We start from the raw sequence: 22450 nt of genomic DNA, 5'->3' as shown, positions 1-22450 counted from the left end.
GCATTTTTCTGTCAGCGGTTGGAGAATACGTTATTTACGATTTTAATTAAGCTGTAATGTTCTAAAAAATCACTGCTATTTGCTTAGCCGACAAACATACCCATTCGTATTTTTTTCTGTTATCATGTCGGTACGTTTCATGAAATCGGACAAAATCCATCATTTCTCAGTCTTTTCATAAAAAAACCGGCGAGCAATTTGCTTACCGGTGTGTTTTTTATCGATTATGCACGCTTAAATCCTTCGCCCAGAACTTCATTGGCGTTCAACAGGATAATGAACGCAGAAGGATCTATACTTTTGACAAATTGCTTCAGTTTGGTCACCTCATATTGAGCGACTACACACATGAGCATCGGACGCTCATCCTGTGTATATCCCCCGAACGCATTGATCTTTGTTACACCTCTGTAGATCTCGGTAAGAATCCCTTGGCGCATTTCTTCCTCCTGATCCGAGATGATCAGTGCCACTTTAGAAACGCCAAGCCCCATTTGCACAACGTCAATTGTTTTTGCCGTCAGGAACATGGCGATCAAAGCGTAAAGAGCTTTTTCAAGACCGAAAACAAGTGCGGATGTACAAACAATCGTTCCATCAATAAACAGAATGCATGTCCCGAGGGAGATTCCGGCATATTTGTGAAGGATCTGCGCCAGCAAGTCAACACCGCCTGTTGATGCTTTTCCTCGGAATACGATGCCCAGTCCGGCTCCAACACCCAATCCTCCGAATAATGCACCAAGCAGCGGATCGTTCGTAGCTGGTCCCCAACCGCTGAATACAAAAACGAAGAGGGGTAAAACGACAGTGCCGACGAGTGTTTTAGCGCCAAACTGCCTTCCGAGAAAAATTATACCGGCAAAAAATAGCGGAATGTTAAGTGCCCATTGGACAATCGACGGATCCCAGCCTACAACCCATTTTAAGATGGTACTGATCCCGCTCACCCCGCCGGAAGCAATCTTGTTCGGCAGCAAAAACACAGAAAAGGCAAGCGCTACGAAGGCCGAACCGATCACCACAAATATATATTCCAAAGCGAGCTCTGCCTTTGGCGGCAAAACCCCATTACGTCTTCGCAAAGCTGTCATCATTGCTACATTACCCTACTTTCTAAACCACCTAAGTTCGTAAAATGGTAAAACCCGAATCATTATATCACTACTAGTCTGCCCTGTGAACGCGATCCCGATGACGCGGTAAAGGAATAAAATTGAAATTTCCGATTATATTTTTAACCATAAATTAGATGAAATTTATTTAAACAAGAATTAAACAATACGCTTCAGCAGATGGCCGCTGCGTCCGATCAGGCCGCTTCAGCCAACAGCTCTATACAAGAAGTAAGAGCAGCTTGAGACCGTTCAGCACGTATTGGAAATCTCACAATCGTTAACTGACCTGACTGAAGAGCTCAACCATCTTTTATCCGCAAAAGATAATGAATAATCCATCATCCCGCCGCGTCCGGTCTGCTTCCGGGAACCTGGCGGGCTTTCTTTTGTCGAACGGTTTTTTACAAATTCAGACAGCTTTCCGTTAAACTAGTAACAACATATTGAGGGACAGGAAAGGGGATAAAAATTGAGATGGATGAAAAAAAGCTGTATCTCCTCCTTTTGCAGCGTATGGAGGAAGCACTCGGCAGACTCGACCGTTATCAAGCTAAAATTGAAATCATTGAAACCAATTTCAATAAGCTTGATCAAGGAATGGAAAACTATCATTCCGCCGTACTCCAGCGTTTTGAGCAGATGGAACACTATATATCCTACCTGGAGCATGAGATCGAAATACTTCAGCGCAATGTGCCCGGAGCTGATGAGGCCTTGCCTCTGCAATAATTACATAGAGAAAGAATCGAAACTATCCAGGGTGCGATCTGGATAGTTTTTTTGTTCATTTTGGAATGAAAAGATCTATGTTAGCAGGCTCTGCCGAGGCTCGTGCGTGCCATTGCGTGCCGTTACTTGCGGTTCGACACGCTTTACTTGCAGTTTGGTTCGCGTTACTTGCGAAAATGCTATGTTTACTTGCGGTTCGACAAGACTTACTTGCGGTTCGACAAGGTTTACTTGCAAAACGCATCATTTTCATACAAACAAATACAAAAAAAGGCTGGCCCATCCAGGACCAGCCTTTTCCCTTATCCTATTAAATTTTAGAACGCAGATACGCGTCGATAAAGCTTTCGATGTCTCCGTCCATAACTGCTTGAACGTTCCCCATCTCCGTATTGGTACGGTGGTCTTTTACGAGGCTGTATGGATGGAAAACGTAGGAACGAATCTGGCTTCCCCACCCGATCTCTTTTTGTTCTCCGCGGATTTCAGCCAATTCTGCCTGCTGCTCTTCAATCTTCCGCTGAAGAAGTTTCGCTTTCAGCATTTTCATCGCATGGTCACGGTTCTTGATCTGTGAGCGTTCAGTTTGGCACGATACGACGGTGTTTGTAGGAATATGGGTAATCCGTACGGCAGAGTCCGTCGTGTTAACGTGCTGGCCGCCTGCTCCGCTGGCCCGGTAAGTATCCACTTTTAAATCTTCGGTACGAACATCAATTTCAGAATCATCATTGATCTCTGGAACGACGTCGCATGATACGAACGACGTATGCCGGCGTCCCGATGAGTCAAATGGAGAGATCCTGACCAATCGATGAACTCCTTTTTCCGCTTTTAAATATCCGTATGCATTGTGGCCTTTAATGCCAAGCGTTACGCTTTTTACACCCGCTTCATCTCCAGGCAGGTAATCCAGCGTTTCTACCTTGAACCCTTTTCGTTCCGCATAGCGTGTGTACATGCGGAGAAGCATGGAAGCCCAGTCCTGTGACTCGGTCCCCCCAGCACCCGGATGAAGTTCGAGTATCGCATTGTTGCTGTCGTATGGCTGGTTTAAAAGAAGAGAAAGCTCAAATGTATTTAAAGCATTGGACAGTTCCTTTAAATCACGCTCAAGTTCCTTCTGCATTTCAGCATCGGGTTCTTCCTTCAGCATTTCATGTGCGACTTCAAGATCTTCGTAACGTCCGTTTAAATCTTCGAACTGGTTCACTTGCTCTTTCAGTCCGTTTGCTTCACTGATGACCGTTTGCGCAGCATTCTGGTCATCCCAGAATGCCGGTACGCTCATTTTTTCATCGAGCTCTGCTATCTTTACTTTTTTGTTATCGAGGTCAAAGAGACCCCCTGAAGTCCGCTAATCGCTTAGCCATAATGTTCAGTTCCTGCTTAATCTCTACTAATTCCATTCTGCCACCTCGTGTTTTTGGTTATATCCTAATCGTGAGTATATGTTGTTTTGCTGTGAAAAAACACAGCAAAGAGAGCCTTAAAACCCGACTCTCCTGCTTCTTCCTTTATTATATCACCACGGCGGGATTAATTCTCCGCTGCACCGTGACATTGTTTATATTTTTTGCCGCTGCCGCATGGACATAAGGCGTTTCGGCCGATATCCTGTTTCTTTTTAACTGGCTGGCGCTTGGTCTCCTGCTTATCGCTAGGAACAACCGCTTTACCTTCAGCCACTTGCTCACGCTGCATGTTCTGCTCCACTTGAGCTTTCATGATATACATTGCGACTTCTTCTTCAATTGCAGCAATCATGGACTCGAACATCTCAAATCCTTCAAACTGGTACTCGCGAAGTGGATCGTTTTGTCCGTATGCACGAAGGTGGATCCCTTGTCGAAGCTGTTCCATCTGGTCGATGTGATCCATCCATTTGGAGTCAACAGAACGCAGGATGACCGCTTTTTCAAACTCGCGCATATGTTCAGGCTCGATCATCGCTTCTTTCTCAGCAAACGCGTTGTGCGCTTTTTCTTTCAGAAGCTCGATGATTTCTTCCTGATCCAGTCCTTCAAGCTCTTTGACTGTCACGTCATCTTCATTTAGGAAAGTAGCGGCAGCGTAATTTACAATCTCAGTAAGATCCCATTCTTCCTGAACCATTTCGTCAGCAGTATGTGCTTTAACGATACGGTCAATAACGGAATCCACCATTCTAAGAACGATGTCACCTAGATTTTCAGCATCAAGCACTTCCTGGCGCTGTTTGTAGATGATCTCACGCTGCTGGCGCATAACATCGTCATATTGAAGAAGCTGCTTACGAGCATCAAAGTTGGATCCTTCAACACGTTTTTGCGCAGATTCAACCGCTTTGGTGACGAGCTTGCTTTCAATTGGCGTATCTTCATCCATCCCAAGGCGTTCCATCATGTTCATCATATTATCTGAACCGAATCGGCGCATCAGCTCATCTTCCATGGAGATGTAGAATTGAGAAGAGCCTGGATCTCCCTGGCGTCCGGAACGTCCGCGGAGCTGGTTATCGATACGGCGTGATTCATGGCGTTCTGTACCTAAAATATGGAGGCCTCCAAGTTCACGGACACCTTCTCCAAGCTTGATATCCGTACCACGGCCCGCCATGTTTGTGGCGATGGTAACCATGCCGGCCTGGCCTGCATTTTCAATGATTTCCGCTTCACGCTCGTGGTTTTTCGCATTCAAAACATTATGCGGAATCCCTTTTTTGCGAAGCATTTGTGAAAGCAGCTCAGATGTTTCAACTGCAACCGTACCGACGAGGATCGGCTGTCCGGTCTCATGGCGTTCCTGAATTTCTTTAACGATGGCGCGGAATTTGCCTGCCATTGATTTATAAACAAAATCGGAGTTATCTTCACGCGCAATCGGACGGTTCGTCGGAATCGCGACAACCTCCATATTGTAAATGTTGCGGAATTCTTCTTCTTCCGTTTTTGCTGTACCCGTCATACCGGAAAGCTTATTGTACATACGGAAGTAGTTTTGGAAGGTAATCGTTGCAAGCGTCATGCTCTCGCGCTGAATTTCCAGACCTTCTTTTGCTTCAATCGCCTGGTGGAGACCTTCGCTGTAGCGGCGGCCTGCCATCAGCCGGCCGGTGAACGGGTCAACGATGACAACTTCGCCATCCTGAACAACGTAATCCACATCAAGAATCATAATGATATTCGCTTTAAGCGCCTGGTTGATATGGTGGTTCAGGGTAACATGGTTATAATCATACAAGTTATCAATATTAAAATATTTTTCTGCTTTTGTAATCCCATCTTCTGTGAGCTGAACGTTTTTTGTCTTCACATCAACGGTATAATCTTCTTCTTTTTTCAGTGTGCGGACAAACATGTTGGCCATCATGTACATTTCCGTAGACTTTTGAGCTGAACCCGAAATGATCAGCGGTGTACGGGCTTCGTCAATAAGAATGGAGTCCACCTCATCGACAATGGCATAGTTCAACGGACGCTGAACCATTTGTTCTTTATAAACAACCATGTTGTCACGAAGATAATCAAAGCCATATTCGTTGTTTGTACCGTACGTGATGTCGGCTGCATACGCTTCCTTCTTTTCTTCTCTGGAAAGGTCGGAGATGTTCAGACCAACCGAAAGGCCAAGAAAATTATACAGAGGACTCATCAATTCGGAGTCACGGCGGGCAAGGTATTCATTGACTGTGACCACGTGAACGCCTTTGCCTTCAAGGGCATTCAAATAAACAGGCATCGTCGCTACGAGTGTTTTACCTTCACCGGTTTTCATTTCAGAAATGTTTCCTTCATGAAGTGCAGTCGCCCCCATGATTTGAACAGGATATGGACGCATTCCGAGTACACGTTCTGCCGCTTCTCTGACAACCGCAAACGCCTCAGGAAGAAGGGCATCCAGAGATTCCCCTTTGGCGATGCGCTCTCTGAATTCCTCCGTTTTTTGACGAAGTTCATCCTCGGAAAGACCTTTAAGAGCATCCCCCAGTCCATCTACCTGATCAGCGATCTTCTGGTATCTATTTAAATTTCGATCGTTCGTACTTGGAAAAATCTTTTTAAGCAATCCTATCATCTGCTAACGCTCCTCTGTTCAGGAAATAAGTGCTATTACTTATTCTATCAGTTTGTGAATTTTACGACAAGAAAGCTGAAATCTCTTCAACTGTCAATTCAATTTTTCGCACGTCCTTTCACAAACTCTCTGTTTCTCAGTATAAAGAAAAATGAATTGAATGGTGGAAATGTAAAAGAATTTACAAAAAGCCGTAACACAAGCTAAAGCTAAATTGGCAAAGGCATTTTCCTTTCATCCATAAGGATACACTCCCTGCTGTCCTTTTAAACGCATGATAACATACAAAAAAGCACAGCCTCCATGGCTGTGCCCTGAGCTGTTACGCTCCTTTTTGTTCTCCAAGTTTCATGACGGTTTCTTTCATTCTCTTTTTGCCTTCTACGAGTCGTGCTGTCAGCATGCTGGCCACATTATCTCCAGTTGCATTCAGCAGGGTAGCCGGCGGATCGATAATCGTACTGATCGCAGCGGCGATCGGCAAGGCTTCAACCGGGAACCCGAAGAGTGAAAGAATCAGCATTTCACCGATCATCCCGCCTTGCGGAATCGCACCCATGACCATTCCTACCAATAAAGAAACCACAAGAACGAGAAGGTACGTACCGATCCCAGAGAAATCATGTCCGAAGATCCCGAACAAGAAAGTGATCTTCAGGACACCGCCCATTACTGAGCCGTCTTTATGAAGCGTCGCTCCAAGCGGAATGGCTGTCTCACTAATATCATTCGGCACACCCATTCGTTTAGAAGCTTCAAGGTTAACAGGAATAGAAGCGGCCGAGCTGCAAGTGGCAAGAGCCGTCAGCGATGGAGAAAGCATGTTTTTCCAGAAATGACGGACACCTTCTTTTCCACTGGCCATAAACGCATACAGCGAGAAAAATCCAAAGAAATAAATAATAGCAAGCGGGTAGTAATACAGAACCGCGCGGAAATAAGAACCAAGAAGCGTCGGTCCGAACTCTCCAATTAAGGCTGCAAAATAAGCACCAAGACCAATCGGCGCATAATACATGACGAGGCTGACCATCTTCAGCATCACTTCGCTTCCTGATTTCAGGAAGTTCGCGAATGGTTTTCCTTTTTCACCGATCATAGAAACGGCTACTCCCATCAACACAGAAAATAGGATGAGAGCGAGCATGTTATTGCGTGAAAACAGCTCAGAGAAATCAGAAACGGTTAATGTTTGGACAATCTGGTCACCCAGCGACACCTTTTCCGCAGCATCTTCAGGTTTTACAAGATCGATGTTAACTCCTTTAGATGGCGAGTAAAGCTTTACTCCTGCCATGGCTATCACGGAAGCAACGACTCCTGTAAAAAGGAAAACGACCATCATTGAGCCCATCACTTTTCCGAACCGCTTGACTCCTCCCATAGAGGCAATGGCTGATGAAATGGAAAAGAAAACGAGCGGTACGACGATCATAAACATCGCATTCAAAAATATATCACCAAACGGTTTTAATACGGCAGCATCCTTGCCTTCCGTAAAACCGATGATGCTTCCGATGACGATCGACAGCAGAAGAATGAGCGGAAAACGGTAAGTCTTTAAAATACTCTTCATAGTTAATATCCCCTTTATCATGATCATGTAAATTATAGGCATTATTGCAGAAAATTACAATGAGTGTTCAACAGATCAATCAATTGGATAAACGAAAATAATCCTGAGTGTAGTACGCTTTAAAACCGCAAGCTTCATAAAGTTTCAAGGCATGGTTATTTTTCGCTTCCACTTCCAGAAAGACCGAATTTCCCTTCGCGTTCTGAGCTGCGATAATGGTCTTCAGTGTCTTTCGGCCGATTCCTTTTCCCTGTTCCGACGGAGTAATCGCAAAACCATAAATCCAAGCTTCACCAGAATCAGCTGCCACTCGTACTTTTCCTACCGCTTTTCCATCATTCTCAATGATGTAGAATTGCTGTTTATCATCATTTTTTATTCGATGGTTGTAGTCTTTTGCCTTTTCAGGGTTAAACCCAAAACAGTCAACATCAATCTGTACCTCAAACATCAGATCTTCTGGACGGGACGCCCTTAACGTGACTCCCTCTTCAAGCTGAAGCGGGGCCTGCTGCCATTTCATCTGATGTTCAGAAAACGCGAAACGGCACGGAACGGTTTTTAAATATTCTTTTGCTGTATTCGAATTGGCTGGTGCATTCAAAAGGATCTGTTCATAGCCCTGGTATTTAACAGCTTCCAGCGCTTCCTTGAACAAGGAGGTGAACAGCCCTTTTCGCCGATATTCCGGTGAGACCATCCCGCAGAGCTCTACTTTATTTCCAAAGCCGTAAAGGCCAATAAAAGCAGCTAATTCACCTGCCTCATAATGAAAAAAATCCTCCTTTCTCTCATCAGTCCGCTGTTCAAGCATGTCCCAGTTCAGCTTTAATTGCAGGTTTTCATCTGATTCGCATTGCTGCTGAAGTTTTTTGATATCTGACAGCTGTTTTTCTGATAGCATGTGGATCCCCCAATTTTTTCTCTTTCTTTCTCATTTCTTGCCGAGCAGCAAAAGTCCTCTAATGAAATCAGGAATGAGGAAATGGCAGGCAAAATAAAAGCCGGCTCAAAGGGCACTGTTCTCCCTCGAGCCGGCTGATTTTTTTATTTTAGTAAAAGTAAAAAGTTATTCTGGGCTGATCAAGCCATATCTTCCATCTCTGCGTTTGTACACCACGTTTGTAGTACCGGTTTCCGCATGATTATATACGAAAAAGTTGTGGCCCAGCAGATCCATCTGTAAGATGGCTTCTTCAGTATCCATTGGTTTTAAATCAAATCGTTTTTCACGGACGATTTCAAACTCGTCTTCCTCTTCGTCATCAATGACTAAAGTTGTTGTTGCATCTGCACTGTTGGCAATCATTTCATGAATGCCTCCGTTTTGTTTGGAACGGCGGTTCACCTTCGTTTTATGTTTACGAATCTGACGCTCTAGTTTTTCAATCACGAGGTCGATTGCAGCATACATATCCGTATGGCTTTCCTCAGCACGGAGCAGCAACCCTGTCATAGGGATGGTCACCTCAACAGATTGGTCATTGTTATAGACCTTTAAGTTGACATGCGCGTCAGTGTTCGGAGTTTCGTTAAAATAGCGTTGAAGTTTAGCAACTTTCTTTTCCACATACTCCCTTAAAGCTGGAGTCACCTCAATGTTTTCTCCACGAATGTTAAATTGCATATCTTAACTCCTCCTTCCGTGATGTATATATATTTCGATATACCCTTTATCAATTCCTTCGTAAACTTAAAAATCTCTTGACAAAAAATTTACTTTATCGACATATCTTTCATTTTGCATTTACATTTATGGAAGAGATAGGTTCCAGGAACAATGGGTATGTATAAATCAGGAGGGATGACCGTGCATAATCAAAATGTTGTAAAACAAAGTGTTAACCGGGGCGCCTGCAGAAGAAAAACAGTCGAGGTGTAGCTTCAGCAGCGCTGATGCTCAGCGGAATCGGGCTTGCCATCTCTGTACTGTTTTCTTTTTTGCTTCCGGATACCGTTTATGAATACATGACCACCTCTGCAGGCATCTTGCTTATTTTGAACTGGCTGATTATCCTGGCCTCTCATATTAAAAAAAGAAAGCTGATCGGTGCGGAGGAAGAACATTACCGTTCTGCATCCTACCCGGTGACTTCTTATTTAGGAATCGCGCTGATCGCATTTACAATCGCTGGTTCCCTGCTCCACACGAACCAGCGCGTCGGCTTCTTTATCAGTCTGGGCTTCGTCGCCGCCATCCTCGGCGCTTACTTCCTCGGCTCCCGCGTCGGCAAGTTCAAGAAAGTCCACAAATCCGAAGAAGAGTATTGATTGGTTTATGCGGTGCCATTAGTTGGTGCCTCATTAGGTGGTGCCTGGCACCACATCAAAAATCAGAACATAAATAACCCGGCATTCTGTGAATGCCGGGTTATTATCCGATGTATCGGTTAGTTTAAATTATAGTTTCGTTACGTTAGCTGCTTGAGGTCCGCGAGCTCCATCTACGATTTCAAACTCAACTTCTTGGCCCTCATCAAGAGATTTGTAACCATCAGAATTGATTGCTGAGAAATGTACGAATACATCGTCTCCGTCTTCTCTTTCAATAAAACCGAAACCTTTTTCTGCATTAAACCATTTTACTTTACCTTGCATGCACTTTCACTATCCCTTCATCATGACGATCTGTATAGTTGCCCTATACAATCATAGTATTACATATTTAAAAATTTGTTGTCAAACTCTTCATTTAGCGAATAGTGAGAAGTTTTGTCGAATAATCTTTTTCCGGATATATTCTTTTAAAATACTAAATAAAAACACCCGGATTTGTGAAAAATCCTTCTTAATCCATGGATAAGAATCCGGGAAATATTATTCACTTCTACTTCCATGTGGACAACATATAGTGTATGGAGCAGACGGTGCCAGGCACCGCTTTTACATATGTGTGTAATCCTGGTGCCTGGCACCCGCAATGGGGGTTGAAGATATGTTTCAGGTGTTTGAGAAGATTGTCCTTGGAATGGCATTGATCCGAATGGTTTCCGGCTTATGTGAAGTATCCGCCGCTTTCCTGATGCTCCGCTTTAATTCTGTGGAAAAAGCACTGCTGATCAATTCCACTTTATCCATCATCGGCCCATTCATCTTCTTTTCCACGATGTCCCTGGGGCTAGTCGGCATCACCGCCAAGATCAGTACAGGTAAACTGTTGTGGATCCTGGCGGGACTGGGGCTCATCGTCTACGGAATAAGGAAATGAATAAGTTATCCCAAAATGCTAAAAGCACTGCCTTAACATCATTTAAAGGCAGTGCTTAACATTCGAATGCTATAGTAAGATATCTAATTTTACGACTCGAGGTTAAAGTGCTTAATCTGATCCTGTAAATGGCTGCTTGCTGCATTGAGTTCGTTTGCCGATTGAGCCACACTACCAAGTGCACGGACCTGTTCATCGGTTGAAGCGCTGACTTGTTCTGAAGCTGCTGCAGATTGTTCCGCTACTGCAGCGATATTTTGAATGGATCCCACAACTTCTTCTTTAAATGATTGAACAAATTCTACCTCTTTACGAACGCCTGAGATGGAATCTACAATTTGCAGGACCGTATTTGAGATCTGCTGAAAAGCTTCGATGGTGTTCTTAACACTTTCTTTTTGCTCAACTGAGATGTTTTTGGTGTTCTCCATTTCTTTAACGACACGTTCTGTCTCCGTTTCAATTCCCTCAATGGTTTGGCGGATACGCTCAGTCGCGTTTTTGGATTGCTCTGCCAGTTTTCTGACCTCATTCGCAACAACCGCAAAGCCTTTTCCGCTTTCTCCTGCCCTGGCAGCCTCAATACTGGCGTTGAGAGCTAATAGATTCGTTTGATTGGATATGTCGGTGATGGTTTGAACAACCTCTTCTATCTCCTGTACTTTTTCTGATAGCCCTAGAATAACGAAGCCGATTGTTTCGAGCACATTACTCGTCTCTTCCGATTTTTCATCCAATAAAGTTATCTTTGAAATACCTGTTTCATTCGCTTCAAAGGCTTGATCAGATAAGCCCAGCATCTTGTCTGTCTCGCTATTAAGCTGCTGAATGTGATGAGCCAGTTCCAGTGTTCTATTATTCGTTTCTTCGGCATCCTCTGCTTGCTTCATAGCGCCTGTAGCAATTTCCGTAACGGCGGTTGCCACTTCATCACTTGTTGCTATCGTTTCTTCTGCGATCGCACTTAAATTTGAGGCTGAATCCGTAACTTGAAAGATAGACGTTTCAACAGAACTGATCAAACTTCGTATATCACCAACCATTTTATTAAAATGAACGGTAAGCTGAGCTATCTCATCTCTCCCTTTTTCCTGCATTTTGATGGTCAAGTTCCCTTCTGCCACCAATCCCATCTTATTTCTCATTTCACTGATAGGTTTTGCGATGCTCCTTGAAAGAAAGAAAGTAACAATTAACGAAGCGATAACCGATAACAGGGTAATAAACAACATGATTTCACCTTGCTTGGCGGCACCAGCCATTAATACTTTTTGATCGTAAACTACACCTATTTTCCAATGAGTCTTATCTACCGTTTGGTAAAACAGATCAAATTTGCTGCTGTTGCTCGTGAAATGTGCCAAGCCGCCTTTGCGCTCCAACATCTTTTTTACATATCCTGTTTTAGAAAGATTTTTCTTTTGCTGTGAGGGATGTACTAGCGCAATCCCTTTTCCATCTAATAATATCGGATACCCTTTATAACCAACATTCGTTTCATTGATCATCTTGGATAAACCGGCCAAACTTAAATCAAGTCCAACTACCCCCAGAACTTTACCGCTTCCAGGTTGAATGACACTCTTGGCAACCGTAACCACGTATTCTCCTGAACTTGCATCAACATATGGATCGGTCCACAGAATTTTACCTGGCTGCTTCACAGCATTTTGGTACCACGGTCTTGAAGTAGGGTCAAAACTGGGAGGAAGGTCAATCTTTGGGGTAGTTTTAAATTGCTTTGTTGCAGCCCCTACATACAATACTGCCACATTTTTATTTAAATTTAAGAAAGATTGATAATCTTGATCCACTAAAGGCCACTTTTGATCAAGACCTTTCTTTTCATTTTTTTCCAATGTAGTTAAATAACTGATTACCCGGCTGTCATTGCTGTATCGTTCGATCGTATCACCATATAACGTCAGATACATTTCAGTGGTTTTCTTCAAATGGCCTGTAACCCCTGTTGCTTGCTCTTCAATATTGGTCTGCATTTCACCGCTCGTCTGACGGTACGTAAATAAGGACACTGTTACTAGTGAAACTGCAACTAGTATCCCAATGGATACCATAAGCTTGGTCTGTAATTTTTTAAACATCCTCTGATCCCCCTAAAGCTGTAGAAAGTTGTATTTTCCTTTTTATCGGCTTTAAGGTGAAAAAATTTATACGAAAATTCAGAAATAGGGTGCCAGGCACCGCGTTTACACACTTGTGTAACGACGGTGCCTGGCACCTGAATTTTTTTCAATATTATCTCCCCAGCAGCTCGCGGTGGACTTCCATGATGGTATGCCCATAAACGGCAAAGTAGGATAACACACCAGCGAGTGCAAGATACAAGATCAGCACAATAACTTTTGTTTTCATGTTTGCGACATAATAATTCTTACGCCGGTCGACCTCTTCCTGCTGTTTATCTGCTTCCTCTCTCACAGCCGAAAGATAGGCCTCAACCACGATTTCAGGACGTCCGCCCTCCGGCTCTTCCCAATGGGTTTCTTCCTCTGGATGCAAAGACCTCTCAGCAAGAATACGCGCTTTCTCCCGCTCTTTCATGACTTCTTCTTTGTAGATAAGCAGGAACCATTTTTCCCGTTTAGCGAGCAATTCAAGCTCCGTCAGCAATGCGGCTTTTTTCAGACGTTTTTTATCATGAAAGAATGGAATATTCCTTCCTGTTGGAATCTGGCGCATCAAACGCTGCTGCTGCACCCTTCCTTCATCGATAAAAGTATCCACGATGTATGGAAAGTTAGGAAGCTCCCGGTATTCACTCATGTCTTCCACGAGAGAATGAATTTTTTCTTCTTCTCTGCGGCAGATTTCCAGCGCCTGGCTGCTCTCCTGCAGGACATAATCCTCTCTCACCCTTCTCCACCACGTGGCGATTCCGAACAAGAAGATCAAAAAAATAATCGGATCAGGTGAAATAAACATGTATGGAATCATACAGATCAGCCCGATCAGCCATAATTTTGTGGAAAGAACACCTACAATCCGGCCCCCGTCCAGCGGAGATACCGGAAACAGGTTGAAAAGGTTCAGCATCGCGCCTAAAAATACAACCAATCCCCAGAATGGCGATCCTTGTGTCTCGTACAAATAAACGGCCGGCAAAAAGGACAGCAAACCGAACAGCGGCCCGGCATAAGCTACAAATGCTTCATCCTTTGCGTTCTTGGGCATTTCTTTCATTCCCACGACCGCACCCATAAAGGGGATAAAAATCGCCGGCGAGGTAGGTATGCCCTTTCGCTTCATGGCGACCAAATGGCCCATCTCATGGACAAAAAGGAGGTACACAAGGGCAACAGCAAACTTCCATCCGTAAAAGACGGCGTAGGCACCGACCGACAGGAACATGGAAATGAGCGTTGCAAATTTTCCAAGCTTCAATAATCCAAATACCCATTTTAATTTTCCTAAAATAAATACACCAATTGCAGCCAGAACCGTCAAAATTTTAGACTGGCTCTTTTTTTCAGCTCTTTCAGCCATTCATCATACCCCCAATAATCTCTGCGGCAAGAAGTAAGAATCTGTAATTTTTTCTATCCAAACCATACCACATATACGTACCAATGTGGAAAAAGTTACAGACCCGCAGAAGAAAAACCGCCTAGGATCAGGCGGTTTAAATCAACTCTCCATCTTCACTTTTCAGCACGTGGTGCCTCAGCACTGTGGTGCCAGGCACCGCTTTTACATACTTGTGTAACGGCGGTGCCTGGCACCACCAATGCCACGCTCTATTGATACAGCGCCTTAAGTTTCAGCGTCTGGTATTCTTTCAATAGTTCCTCTACGCTCAGTTCGTGCAGATGGCCGTTCTCTGATTTATAGTAGCCTGCATCAATCAGCTTACTGATCAAGACTTGCTTTTTCTGTTCCATACTGATGATAACCTCCTTTATAGATACGCAATTATTATCATGCCCGCTGGAATGAAAACAGAAACAAGAACAGCTGTGGTTGTCATTCCGACGCTTCCCATCACACCTTCTTCTTCTCCCCACTGGAACGACCGGTTGGCTCCGAGCGCCTGTGCTGAAACACCCATTGCCAGTCCCCGGGCCGTTTTACTTTTAATGTTGCATCTGTCCAGTACGCGGGGGCCGACGATCAGCGAAAATAAAGCAGAGAACAATACAAAAAGAATAGTTAAAGATGCTGTTCCTCCAAGAGAATTCGAAACAGATAAAGCTACGGGCAAGGTTGCCGCTTTTGGGAGCAATGATGCGACCACGTTTCCTTTAAATCCGAGCAGGACAGCGAACGCACCTGCAGAGACAACTCCTGCCAGACCGCCGCTGACAATTCCGACCGTGATTTTCTTTATATTTTTCTTAATGAGCGGGTATTGTTTGTAAACAGGAATAGCAAGCGATACAATCGCCGTCTGAAGAAGAATGGAAAAGATGCTGCTTCCTTTTTCATACGTTTTTACATCCATATGAAGAAAAGGCAGCAGAAGAAACAGCAGCAGCGTAACCGTATATAGCGGATTCAGCCAGACGTTATGATTGGACTTGCGATAGACCTTCAACCCGCACAAATATGCGAGGCTCGTTGTGACAATACTTATCATGGCATTCCCCAACATCATGCTCATCGATTTCTCCTCCTCTTTCTCTTTTCGTAGTATTCAACAGAAAATCCTGTACCCAGTAAAATACATAAACTGCTCAATGAAAGCACGAGCAACACCTTCCATATCTGAACATGAACGGTTCCCCAGTTCAACAGGAGTCCGACAACCGGCGGAATAAACAAAAGCGTCATGTGCCGGAGATGATAGTTTGCCGCTCCTTCCACCCATTCCAGCTTCACGATTCCAGCCAGCAGGCCAAGCAACAGTAAAAACATTCCGATGATACTTCCGGACAGCGGCAAATGAAAAAATGATGCAGCTGCGTTTCCTGCTCCTAAGGCCATAAGGATGATCCCAAACTGCCATAGCAATGTTTTCAAAATGATCCCCCCTCAGTTACCCGGAACGGTTAAGGCTATTATAAAAAAGAAAAATACAGAAATCTCCCATTCTGTCAGATTACCTTACGCACTTTTTTCAAAGAGCAAAAACTCATGTGAGAAAATCTAACATACTTCTTTTCATTAAGGTAAGAAAACATTATAGTAATGGAAAGAACTTCGTGCCACCACTGACAAAGGAGTGATGTGGGTGTCTAATGAGAGTTCCTCATATAAAGAGAAAAAAGTGATTTCCATCGGCACGGTTAAAGACTTAACGGGGTTATCGGTCAGGCAGATCCGGTATTATGAAGAGCGGAATTTAATCTTTCCTGCCCGGACGGAAAAAGGCACACGCAAGTATTCCTTTTCAGATGTGGAGATGCTGATGAGCATAGCAGACAAGAGAGAAGACGGGGTTCAGACGCATGAAATCAGGAAGGAGCTGAAAAAAGCAGAGGAACGAACGAGAAAAGAACAGTTGCGGGATACGATGATCAGGGGGCAGTTGAACGCGCATTTTAATATGATAAAAAGATAGAAAAGATGCCAGTTTCTGCAGGTTATAGCCTGAAAGAACTGGTTTTTATTTTGAACAGCGTTTATGCCGCTGATTTTCAGGGGAATTTTACTATATATACACTTTACCAAAATTAAGGAGGTGCCTTAAGTGGCTGCAGATCAAAGCAATGGTAAATTTAAACGAAGACTAAACACATTGGACTTAACGTTTCTCGGGCTCGGTTCCATTATCGGATCAGGATGGCTGTATGCAGCGGCCACCGGTGCTCAATACGCAGGACCCTATGCCTGGATTTCCTGGCTCATCGGGGCTGTCATCATCATGTTCATCGGACTTGTTTATGCAGAACTTGGCGCGGCTATCCCCGTTGCAGGCGGCTTTGTCCGCTATCCGGATTTCACTCACGGATCCATCGTCGGTTTTCTGATCGGATTCATCTCCATGCTGGCCTATTCAGCGGTCATCAGTATTGAATCGCAAGCGGTCAGGGGGTACCTGGAATACTGGTTTGACGCCCTCGGCCATAAAGACGGAACGCCTACGTTCGCAGGTTTTGCCGTTCAGATCGGTCTCATCCTTCTGTTCTTTTTCCTTAATTACTGGAGCGTCGCATTATTCGGCAAAATCAATACTTTTCTTACTGTCTTTAAATTCGTCGTTCCTTCCATCATTATCATCGTGCTTTTCATGCACTTTGATGCTTCTAACTTCGCTGTGAGCGGTGCACAGCCTGGCGGTGCCAAAGGGATATTCGCTGCCGTTACAGGAGCCGGTATCGTGTTTGCTTTTAACGGCTTCCGACAGCCGATCGAATTTGCCGGTGAAGCGAAGCGTCCGGAGAAAAGCATTCCGTTTGCCATTATCTACGCCGTACTGATCGGCCTCCTTGTCTACATGCTGCTGCAGATTGCCTACATAGGAGCCGTACCGTCAAATATGCTGGATAAAGGCTGGAGCGGCCTCCACTTCGACTCTCCATGGGCAGACTTGGCTTCTGCACTCGGAATCGTATGGCTTGCCAACCTGGTGCTCGTCGATGCGGTCATCTCGCCTTCCGCTACCGGGAATATCTATTTCTCAGCAACAGCCCGCTCTCTCTTCGCCTGGGCAAAGAATGGCTATTTCTTTAAGATCTTTCAGAAGATTGATAAAAAAAGCGGATTGCCGCGTGCGGCACTCTGGCTTACTCTTGCGCTGGCCATCATCTGGATGCTTCCCTACCGGTTCCAGGCATGGGCAGACTTGGTCGATGCCAGCACCTCGCTGAAAGCGCTAACCTTTGTCGTCGGGCCTGTATCCTTAATGTCCCTTCGCCATAGAGCGACCGAACTCAAGCGTCCATTCTTGCTCAAAGCGGCCAACATCGTCACTCCGCTTGCTTTTGTCGGTGCAACACTGGTGATCTATTGGAGCAAATGGAAGGTTGTCTCGTTCATCATTCCGATCATTATTTTATCACTTATTCTATATTTCATTTTTGCGTACCGTGAAGCATCATATTCAAAAGAAAAAGTCAGGCTTCATTTGAAATCCGGATGGTGGCTCATCATCTATTACTTATTCCTGCTTGCCATGTCATATGTCGGCAGCTATGGCCCGGGAACGAGAGCAGACCATCTCATCCACGCACCTTGGGACACGTTGGTGGCCGGCGTTCTTTCAATCATATTCTATTATTGGGGCGTTCATTCAGCCCTCGACGACCCAGAGATCAAAATGGATGATGTGGAAAGCACCCATTGATCGTTAACCCCTGTCAGTTAAGCGGCAGGGGTTTTTAAATTTCGAGACTGCTATTCTATGATTAAAGCAAAAGAGCGCGGGGAATAGTAAGAAAGCGTTTTAATTCCTTGACAGTTTTCCAGATTTCCAGCGAAAGTTATAATAACGGGTTCTTATCAGTACTCGATTTCAAGCAGAGAAGGAGAGATGAAGTTGGACAAACTCATGCAGGATCCCAATCAATTCGTATCAGACATCGTTGACGGACTCGTACGCTCCCACCCCGATCAATACGAAAAAGTGGAAAGCGTAAATGTGATTAAAAGAAAAGACGGTACACCTTCAGGACACGTCGGTCTCGTTTCCGGAGGAGGAAGCGGGCACGAACCTGCCCACGCAGGCTATGTCGGTGATGGTATGCTTAGTGCGGCAGTATGCGGAGAAATCTTCACCTCCCCAACGCCGGACATGGTTCTTGAAGGAATCAAGGCAGCAGATGCAGGTGCCGGTGTCCTTTTGATTGTAAAAAACTATTCTGGCGATGTGATGAACTTTGACATGGCGAAAGAATTGGCAGAACTTGAAGGCATCCAGGTCGAAACGGTAATCGTCAACGACGACATCGCCATAAAGAACCATGATGACCGGCGCGGTGTTGCAGGTACTGTGTTCGTTCATAAAATTGCTGGAGCCGCAGCGGCTGCAGGGAAATCGTTAAAGGATGTAAAAAAGATCGCAGAAAAAGCCATTGCCCAGGTGCGTTCCATTGGGATGGCCCTCTCCCCTTGCTATATGCCGGAAAGCGGAAAACCGGGATTTGACCTGCACGAAGATGAAATGGAGATCGGCATTGGCATCCATGGAGAGAAAGGCATCGAACGGAAACCCATTGCTTCGGTAAAAGAGATTGTCGCTCAGATGCTGGAGAAACTGACCGCAGAAGTGACAGACAAACGGATCGCCGTCATGGTGAACGGGATGGGCGGCACCCCGGTGTCCGAACTCTATCTAACCTATAAATATGTGAGTGAACAATTGGAACAGAAAGAATATGAAATCGTCCGCAGCTATACAGGAAACTATATGACAGCTCTAGAGATGCACGGTTTTTCCATCACGCTGCTAGCTGTAGATGATGAATTACTGGGGTACTTGGATGCCCCGTCAAATACGATAGGATTTCCAGTGAGAGGTGAATAAGATGAAACTAACTGCAGAAGGATTGCAAAAAGCGCTGCTTCAAACCGCAGAACAGATCGAACAGCAAAAAGATGAACTCACAGACCTTGATCGGGAAATTGGAGACGGTGACCACGGCATCAACATGTCACGCGGTTTTCTGGCGGTAAAAAAAGAACTGGAGAACAAGGATTCTTTTGAAGATCTCGGTGAGCTTTCCAAGCTTGTCGGAATGACCTTGATCAAAACAGTCGGCGGCGCATCCGGACCCCTCTTCGGTACCATTTTTGTAAAATTCGCAGCCAAGTGGAACGGCAAAGATGCGGTGGAAGGCGATGAGTTGTACAACGGATTTAAGGAAGCCGTTGACGGCATTGCCGCCCGCGGAAAATCTCAAGCCGGCCAAAAGACGATGCTGGATGTTTGGGAGCCGTTTACCGAAGCTCTTAAGAGTGATGAACCCCTTGAGACAGTGATTGAAAAAGCATTGGCTAATACGAAGGAATTGAAGGCAACAAAAGGACGAGCCTCCTACTTCGGCGACGCCTCCAAGGGTGTTCAGGATCCAGGTGCGTTGTCCAGTTCCATTCTGCTTCGCCAGTTCGCGGAGGTGCTTAATGGTTAATCTGATTCTCGTATCTCACAGTGAAAAATTGGTTGACGGTCTTAAAGAACTGCTCGCCGAAATGGCATCGGATGTGGAGATTCACAATGCTGCAGGCTTAGAAGGCGGAAAGATCGGAACAGATGTCTCCCGGATTGAAGAAGCTTTTTCTTCAATAACCGACGACGCCATCATCTTAACCGACATCGGCTCAGCGACCATGAACGCCGAGATGGCACTGGAGCTCTACACCGGTGATCGAACCATTCAATTTGTGGATGTTCCCCTTGTGGAAGGCGCGTTTTTGGCCGCTGTCCAGAGCGGACAGGGACAGTCGGTGGAGAAGATTGTGAAGGCGTTGGAGGGGGAGTTTTCTTAATAAAGGTAAAAAGGAGGGGCTGTCCAGAAAGTCGAAAATTGACCTTCAGGCAGCCCCTTTTTGNNTTCTTGGACAGCCCCTTCTTCACTCTTAATTATTATATTTGAGTAAGAACGTAAACTAGCGGATTCTCAAGGCTTGCTGTCCCAAAAAAGTAAATATTATTACCTAAAAAGAGTTCATAATAATCCCTGTTTGAAGGTTCTTGCTTTTTAGTAAAGCTTAGTTTCACTTGTGAAGGTGCATCAGGTAATTTTTCAAATTTAAAATCTTCAAGCAACTGCATCAGGAAAACCATAGGTTCTGTTTTATTATAGCTGCCCGGAGTTTCATCATCAGCTACCCAATTTGGGGAACCTCCAATTTTATTATTAAATATTTCTTTATCAATCTCTTCAATCAAAGTAATCCTTTTGAATTTTACTTTTTCTTTATAGTTAGTCTGAATAGCTCCATCAGTTGTTTTAAAAACTTCTATTCTGAAATTTTTCTGATATTCTCTTAAAAAATCACTCGGTATATTAATTCCAGATAGCTCGTCCTCAAGCATCTCTGGAATAAAATATCCTTCATGAGCACAAGAAGTGCATGCAAAAACTGCCATACTGAATTCATTCCATTTATGATTCTCTGGAAAAGCAATTTGAAAGAAAAAAGATTGTTCTTCTCCACATAATTCACATTTAGGTATATCAATAGATTTAGGTACTCTAGGTTTTCCACCTAAAAAAGAAAGGTCGCTCTGACTTTGCGTCTCTTCACTATCACTTATCTTTATTCGATAGCAGTCACTCAAAATTAACACTCCTTTAATCTAGAACTACTAGGGATTAGGAAAAATCCTTTTAATCGTCTGACCATCAATACGTACCTGATAAAGTATTTCATAAGGTCTTGTAGATCCACTATGATATTTAGGCACTACCCTAACAAAAACCTCTTTACCTGAGGATACCTCTTGCGAAATTTCTTTTTCAAATTGTCTAAAGTCACCACGATTTACGCTTGGAGTTTGAGGAAAGATATTACCAGAATTAGACCCTCCAGGTCCTCCTAATTTTTTCCCTATCGCATGCCCTGCATCATCCGTTGATTTGCCAAGTACTCTAGCCAATTCACGAGATGAAGTATTGGTAGCGGTACCTGTGTTTATATGATGTTTTTCAATTTTTGCAAATGCGGACAATAATTCTCCATTTTCGCCATGTGTGGTTCTGTATTTAAGACCCCCTGAAAAGGTTCTTAAAACTTTTCCGGATTTTTTTAAAGTTGTTCCTGCCCTGCCATTTGCGACAGAAAATAATTGTCCTAAATCTTTAACCTTATAAAAATCAATAACATTATGTCCAGTAGTTAATTGAGAAATAGTTCTAGGATACAAAGGGAACTCTTTTATGCCAGCTAATGCTCTGTTAAAAGCATTTTTTATAATCTTAGGATCTAGCACCTTCATCATACCGCGGATCGTTTCGACGGCTTTGTCGCCCATCTTTAAAACCTTCGCACCTTTAATGATCGCTTTGCCTCCCAATCCCGCTAGTTTTGCAGGTGGAAAGATGGTCAGCGCCGTCCAGCCAACAGCTTGAAGCCTGTCCCATCCATCAAGCTTTTCACCGGTTACCGGGTCATACTCGGCAAAAATACGGACAACGTCGTTTACGCCGACGAGCTCCATGCCCCATTCCTTCGCCTTGCCAAACCAACCCTGATCGGCTTCACGAAACTGGGCTTCCGTTCTTTTGACGACTTCCTGCGCATTGTTCAACAGTGTCTTATAATGATCGAGTTTTTGAATAAGGCTATGGTAGAGTCCTCCTGCATGGGTACTGTCGATATCCCAGTAGGTTGCATGGAGGAGATTATAGTTCCATTTTAACGCATCTTTAATGTCATCGCATTGATCTTCCAACTTTTCTATATCATTGGCAAGGGCTTCGAGTTCATCGGGCTTGACGTTGATTTGACTCATCCAGCTTCTCCTGCCTTTCCATTTCATTCGCCATTTCTCTCAGCCGGGCTGCTTCTCTTTTTAACGCTTCTTTCAATTGTTCTCCTGTACTTGCCGAAGCAAAGTGAGTGACTGCTGCTTCTGACATGATTTGCAGGTAGGTGGCTTTGCTTTTGCTTTCCCATGTATCAGCTTTTGTCAGCACACGGTTTCGATCCCATCTAAGCTGGTCGAGCTTTTGCATCGATTCATTCACTTTATGCGAATACCAATCCAGCATCTCAGCCTGCATCCTGTATTTCTGCTTATCAAAAATCACGACATCACCGCCTGCTCAATCTCTGTCTCTCTATTGTAAAAAAGAAAAAGGGATGGAGGTACTAGACTAAGTTACTAAAATTTGCTAAAAGACGGGATGATTGGACTAGACA

General features: G+C 44.4%; 23 protein-coding genes. 8 read left to right on the top strand and 15 right to left on the bottom strand.

The window, feature by feature from the left end; translation table 11 throughout:
- Window positions 1–224 precede the first annotated feature (224 nt).
- The gene (locus tag P4361_RS01770) at window positions 225–1097 is read right to left on the bottom strand and encodes a YitT family protein (RefSeq protein ID WP_231689207.1); all 873 of its coding nucleotides are present in this window, start codon (window positions 1095–1097) and stop codon (window positions 225–227) included.
- A gap of 495 nt (window positions 1098–1592) precedes the next feature.
- Here P4361_RS01770 and P4361_RS01765 point away from each other — a divergent pair, with 495 nt between their 5' ends.
- Window positions 1593–1847 (top strand): hypothetical protein, encoded by a 255-nt coding sequence (locus tag P4361_RS01765; RefSeq protein WP_328088090.1) that lies wholly within the window; start codon window positions 1593–1595, stop codon window positions 1845–1847.
- A gap of 310 nt (window positions 1848–2157) precedes the next feature.
- On the opposite strand, the gene prfB is transcribed toward P4361_RS01765, so the two are convergent.
- The 5 genes from prfB to hpf all read right to left on the bottom strand — a co-directional run bounded on the left by prfB (window position 2158) and on the right by hpf (window position 9106).
- Window positions 2158–3256 (bottom strand): peptide chain release factor 2 gene (prfB, locus tag P4361_RS01760; RefSeq protein WP_328088089.1). Its coding sequence is split into 2 segments (ribosomal slippage): window positions 2158–3192 and window positions 3194–3256, totalling 1098 coding nucleotides; the frame shifts between segments, so codons are not numbered across the junction.
- Window positions 3257–3386: 130 nt separating this feature from the next.
- Window positions 3387–5903 (bottom strand): preprotein translocase subunit SecA, encoded by a 2517-nt coding sequence (secA, locus tag P4361_RS01755; RefSeq protein ID WP_265409588.1) that lies wholly within the window; start codon window positions 5901–5903, stop codon window positions 3387–3389.
- Window positions 5904–6225: 322 nt separating this feature from the next.
- A complete protein-coding gene (locus P4361_RS01750) occupies window positions 6226–7479 on the bottom strand; it encodes a dicarboxylate/amino acid:cation symporter (protein ID WP_328088086.1) in 1254 nt (417 codons plus the stop codon).
- A gap of 79 nt (window positions 7480–7558) precedes the next feature.
- A complete protein-coding gene (locus P4361_RS01745) occupies window positions 7559–8383 on the bottom strand; it encodes a GNAT family N-acetyltransferase (protein ID WP_328088085.1) in 825 nt (274 codons plus the stop codon).
- A gap of 165 nt (window positions 8384–8548) precedes the next feature.
- Entirely contained in the window at window positions 8549–9106 is a 558-nt protein-coding gene (hpf, locus tag P4361_RS01740; RefSeq protein WP_053357012.1) for a ribosome hibernation-promoting factor, HPF/YfiA family, read from the bottom strand.
- 227 nt (window positions 9107–9333) lie between these two features.
- Between hpf and P4361_RS01735 the strand changes: the two genes are divergently transcribed.
- A complete protein-coding gene (locus P4361_RS01735; protein WP_328088118.1) occupies window positions 9334–9750 on the top strand; it encodes a hypothetical protein in 417 nt (138 codons plus the stop codon).
- A 129-nt stretch (window positions 9751–9879) separates the two neighbouring features.
- Here P4361_RS01735 and cspD read toward each other — a convergent pair whose 3' ends face one another.
- Window positions 9880–10077 carry a cold-shock protein CspD gene (gene cspD / locus P4361_RS01730; RefSeq protein WP_053357010.1) on the bottom strand — a complete coding sequence of 66 codons (198 nt, stop codon included), beginning with the start codon at window positions 10075–10077 and terminating at the stop codon, window positions 9880–9882.
- A 337-nt stretch (window positions 10078–10414) separates the two neighbouring features.
- On the opposite strand from cspD, the gene P4361_RS01725 reads away from it, so the two are divergent.
- Window positions 10415–10687: a YqhV family protein gene (locus tag P4361_RS01725; protein WP_053357009.1), complete on the top strand. Its 273-nt coding sequence runs from the start codon at window positions 10415–10417 to the stop codon at window positions 10685–10687.
- Between the two features lie 89 nt (window positions 10688–10776).
- Here P4361_RS01725 and P4361_RS01720 read toward each other — a convergent pair whose 3' ends face one another.
- The 5 genes from P4361_RS01720 to P4361_RS01700 all read right to left on the bottom strand — a co-directional run bounded on the left by P4361_RS01720 (window position 10777) and on the right by P4361_RS01700 (window position 15664).
- Window positions 10777–12789: a methyl-accepting chemotaxis protein gene (locus P4361_RS01720; protein WP_328088082.1), complete on the bottom strand. Its 2013-nt coding sequence runs from the start codon at window positions 12787–12789 to the stop codon at window positions 10777–10779.
- Between the two features lie 154 nt (window positions 12790–12943).
- A complete protein-coding gene (locus P4361_RS23180; protein ID WP_425590215.1) occupies window positions 12944–14191 on the bottom strand; it encodes a site-2 protease family protein in 1248 nt (415 codons plus the stop codon).
- 251 nt (window positions 14192–14442) lie between these two features.
- Entirely contained in the window at window positions 14443–14586 is a 144-nt protein-coding gene (locus tag P4361_RS01710) for a Fur-regulated basic protein FbpA (protein WP_082683571.1), read from the bottom strand.
- 17 nt (window positions 14587–14603) lie between these two features.
- On the bottom strand, window positions 14604–15305 hold the full coding sequence (locus P4361_RS01705) for an LrgB family protein (protein ID WP_256224591.1): 702 nt from the start codon (window positions 15303–15305) through the stop codon (window positions 14604–14606).
- Window positions 15302–15664, bottom strand: a complete 363-nt coding sequence (locus P4361_RS01700) for a CidA/LrgA family protein (protein WP_234293321.1) — start codon at window positions 15662–15664, stop codon at window positions 15302–15304. Before P4361_RS01700 ends, P4361_RS01705 begins: the two co-directional genes overlap by 4 nt.
- Before the next feature lie 211 nt (window positions 15665–15875).
- Between P4361_RS01700 and P4361_RS01695 the strand changes: the two genes are divergently transcribed.
- The 5 genes from P4361_RS01695 (at window position 15876) to dhaM (ending at window position 20071) form a co-directional block, all read left to right on the top strand.
- Window positions 15876–16205, top strand: coding sequence for a MerR family transcriptional regulator (locus P4361_RS01695; RefSeq protein WP_053357005.1), 330 nt, complete (start codon window positions 15876–15878; stop codon window positions 16203–16205).
- A 129-nt stretch (window positions 16206–16334) separates the two neighbouring features.
- On the top strand, window positions 16335–17930 hold the full coding sequence (locus P4361_RS01690; protein ID WP_328088081.1) for an APC family permease: 1596 nt from the start codon (window positions 16335–16337) through the stop codon (window positions 17928–17930).
- Between the two features lie 192 nt (window positions 17931–18122).
- On the top strand, window positions 18123–19109 hold the full coding sequence (gene dhaK, locus P4361_RS01685) for a dihydroxyacetone kinase subunit DhaK (protein ID WP_328088080.1): 987 nt from the start codon (window positions 18123–18125) through the stop codon (window positions 19107–19109).
- Between the two features lies 1 nt (window position 19110).
- A complete protein-coding gene (dhaL, locus tag P4361_RS01680; RefSeq protein ID WP_328088079.1) occupies window positions 19111–19713 on the top strand; it encodes a dihydroxyacetone kinase subunit DhaL in 603 nt (200 codons plus the stop codon).
- Window positions 19706–20071: a dihydroxyacetone kinase phosphoryl donor subunit DhaM gene (dhaM, locus tag P4361_RS01675; protein ID WP_328088077.1), complete on the top strand. Its 366-nt coding sequence runs from the start codon at window positions 19706–19708 to the stop codon at window positions 20069–20071. Before dhaL ends, dhaM begins: the two co-directional genes overlap by 8 nt.
- Before the next feature lie 97 nt (window positions 20072–20168).
- Here dhaM and P4361_RS01670 read toward each other — a convergent pair whose 3' ends face one another.
- From P4361_RS01670 to P4361_RS01660, 3 genes are read right to left on the bottom strand one after another with little or no spacing between them, the layout of a single operon-like run.
- On the bottom strand, window positions 20169–20867 hold the full coding sequence (locus tag P4361_RS01670) for a hypothetical protein (protein ID WP_328088076.1): 699 nt from the start codon (window positions 20865–20867) through the stop codon (window positions 20169–20171).
- Window positions 20868–20894: 27 nt separating this feature from the next.
- Complete coding sequence (locus tag P4361_RS01665) at window positions 20895–22040, bottom strand: pre-toxin TG domain-containing protein (RefSeq protein WP_328088075.1); 1146 nt, start codon at window positions 22038–22040, stop codon at window positions 20895–20897.
- Complete coding sequence (locus P4361_RS01660; RefSeq protein WP_053356999.1) at window positions 22012–22338, bottom strand: hypothetical protein; 327 nt, start codon at window positions 22336–22338, stop codon at window positions 22012–22014. The genes P4361_RS01665 and P4361_RS01660 overlap by 29 nt, the downstream gene beginning before the upstream one ends.
- Between the last annotated feature and the right edge of the window lie 112 nt (window positions 22339–22450).

The sequence above is a fragment of the Fictibacillus sp. B-59209 genome (genome assembly GCF_036216745.1).
Taxonomy (GTDB): domain Bacteria; phylum Bacillota; class Bacilli; order Bacillales; family Fictibacillaceae; genus Fictibacillus_C; species Fictibacillus_C marinisediminis.
The sequence above is the reverse complement of the archived record's forward strand: the minus strand, read 5'-3'. Positions and strand labels throughout refer to the sequence as shown.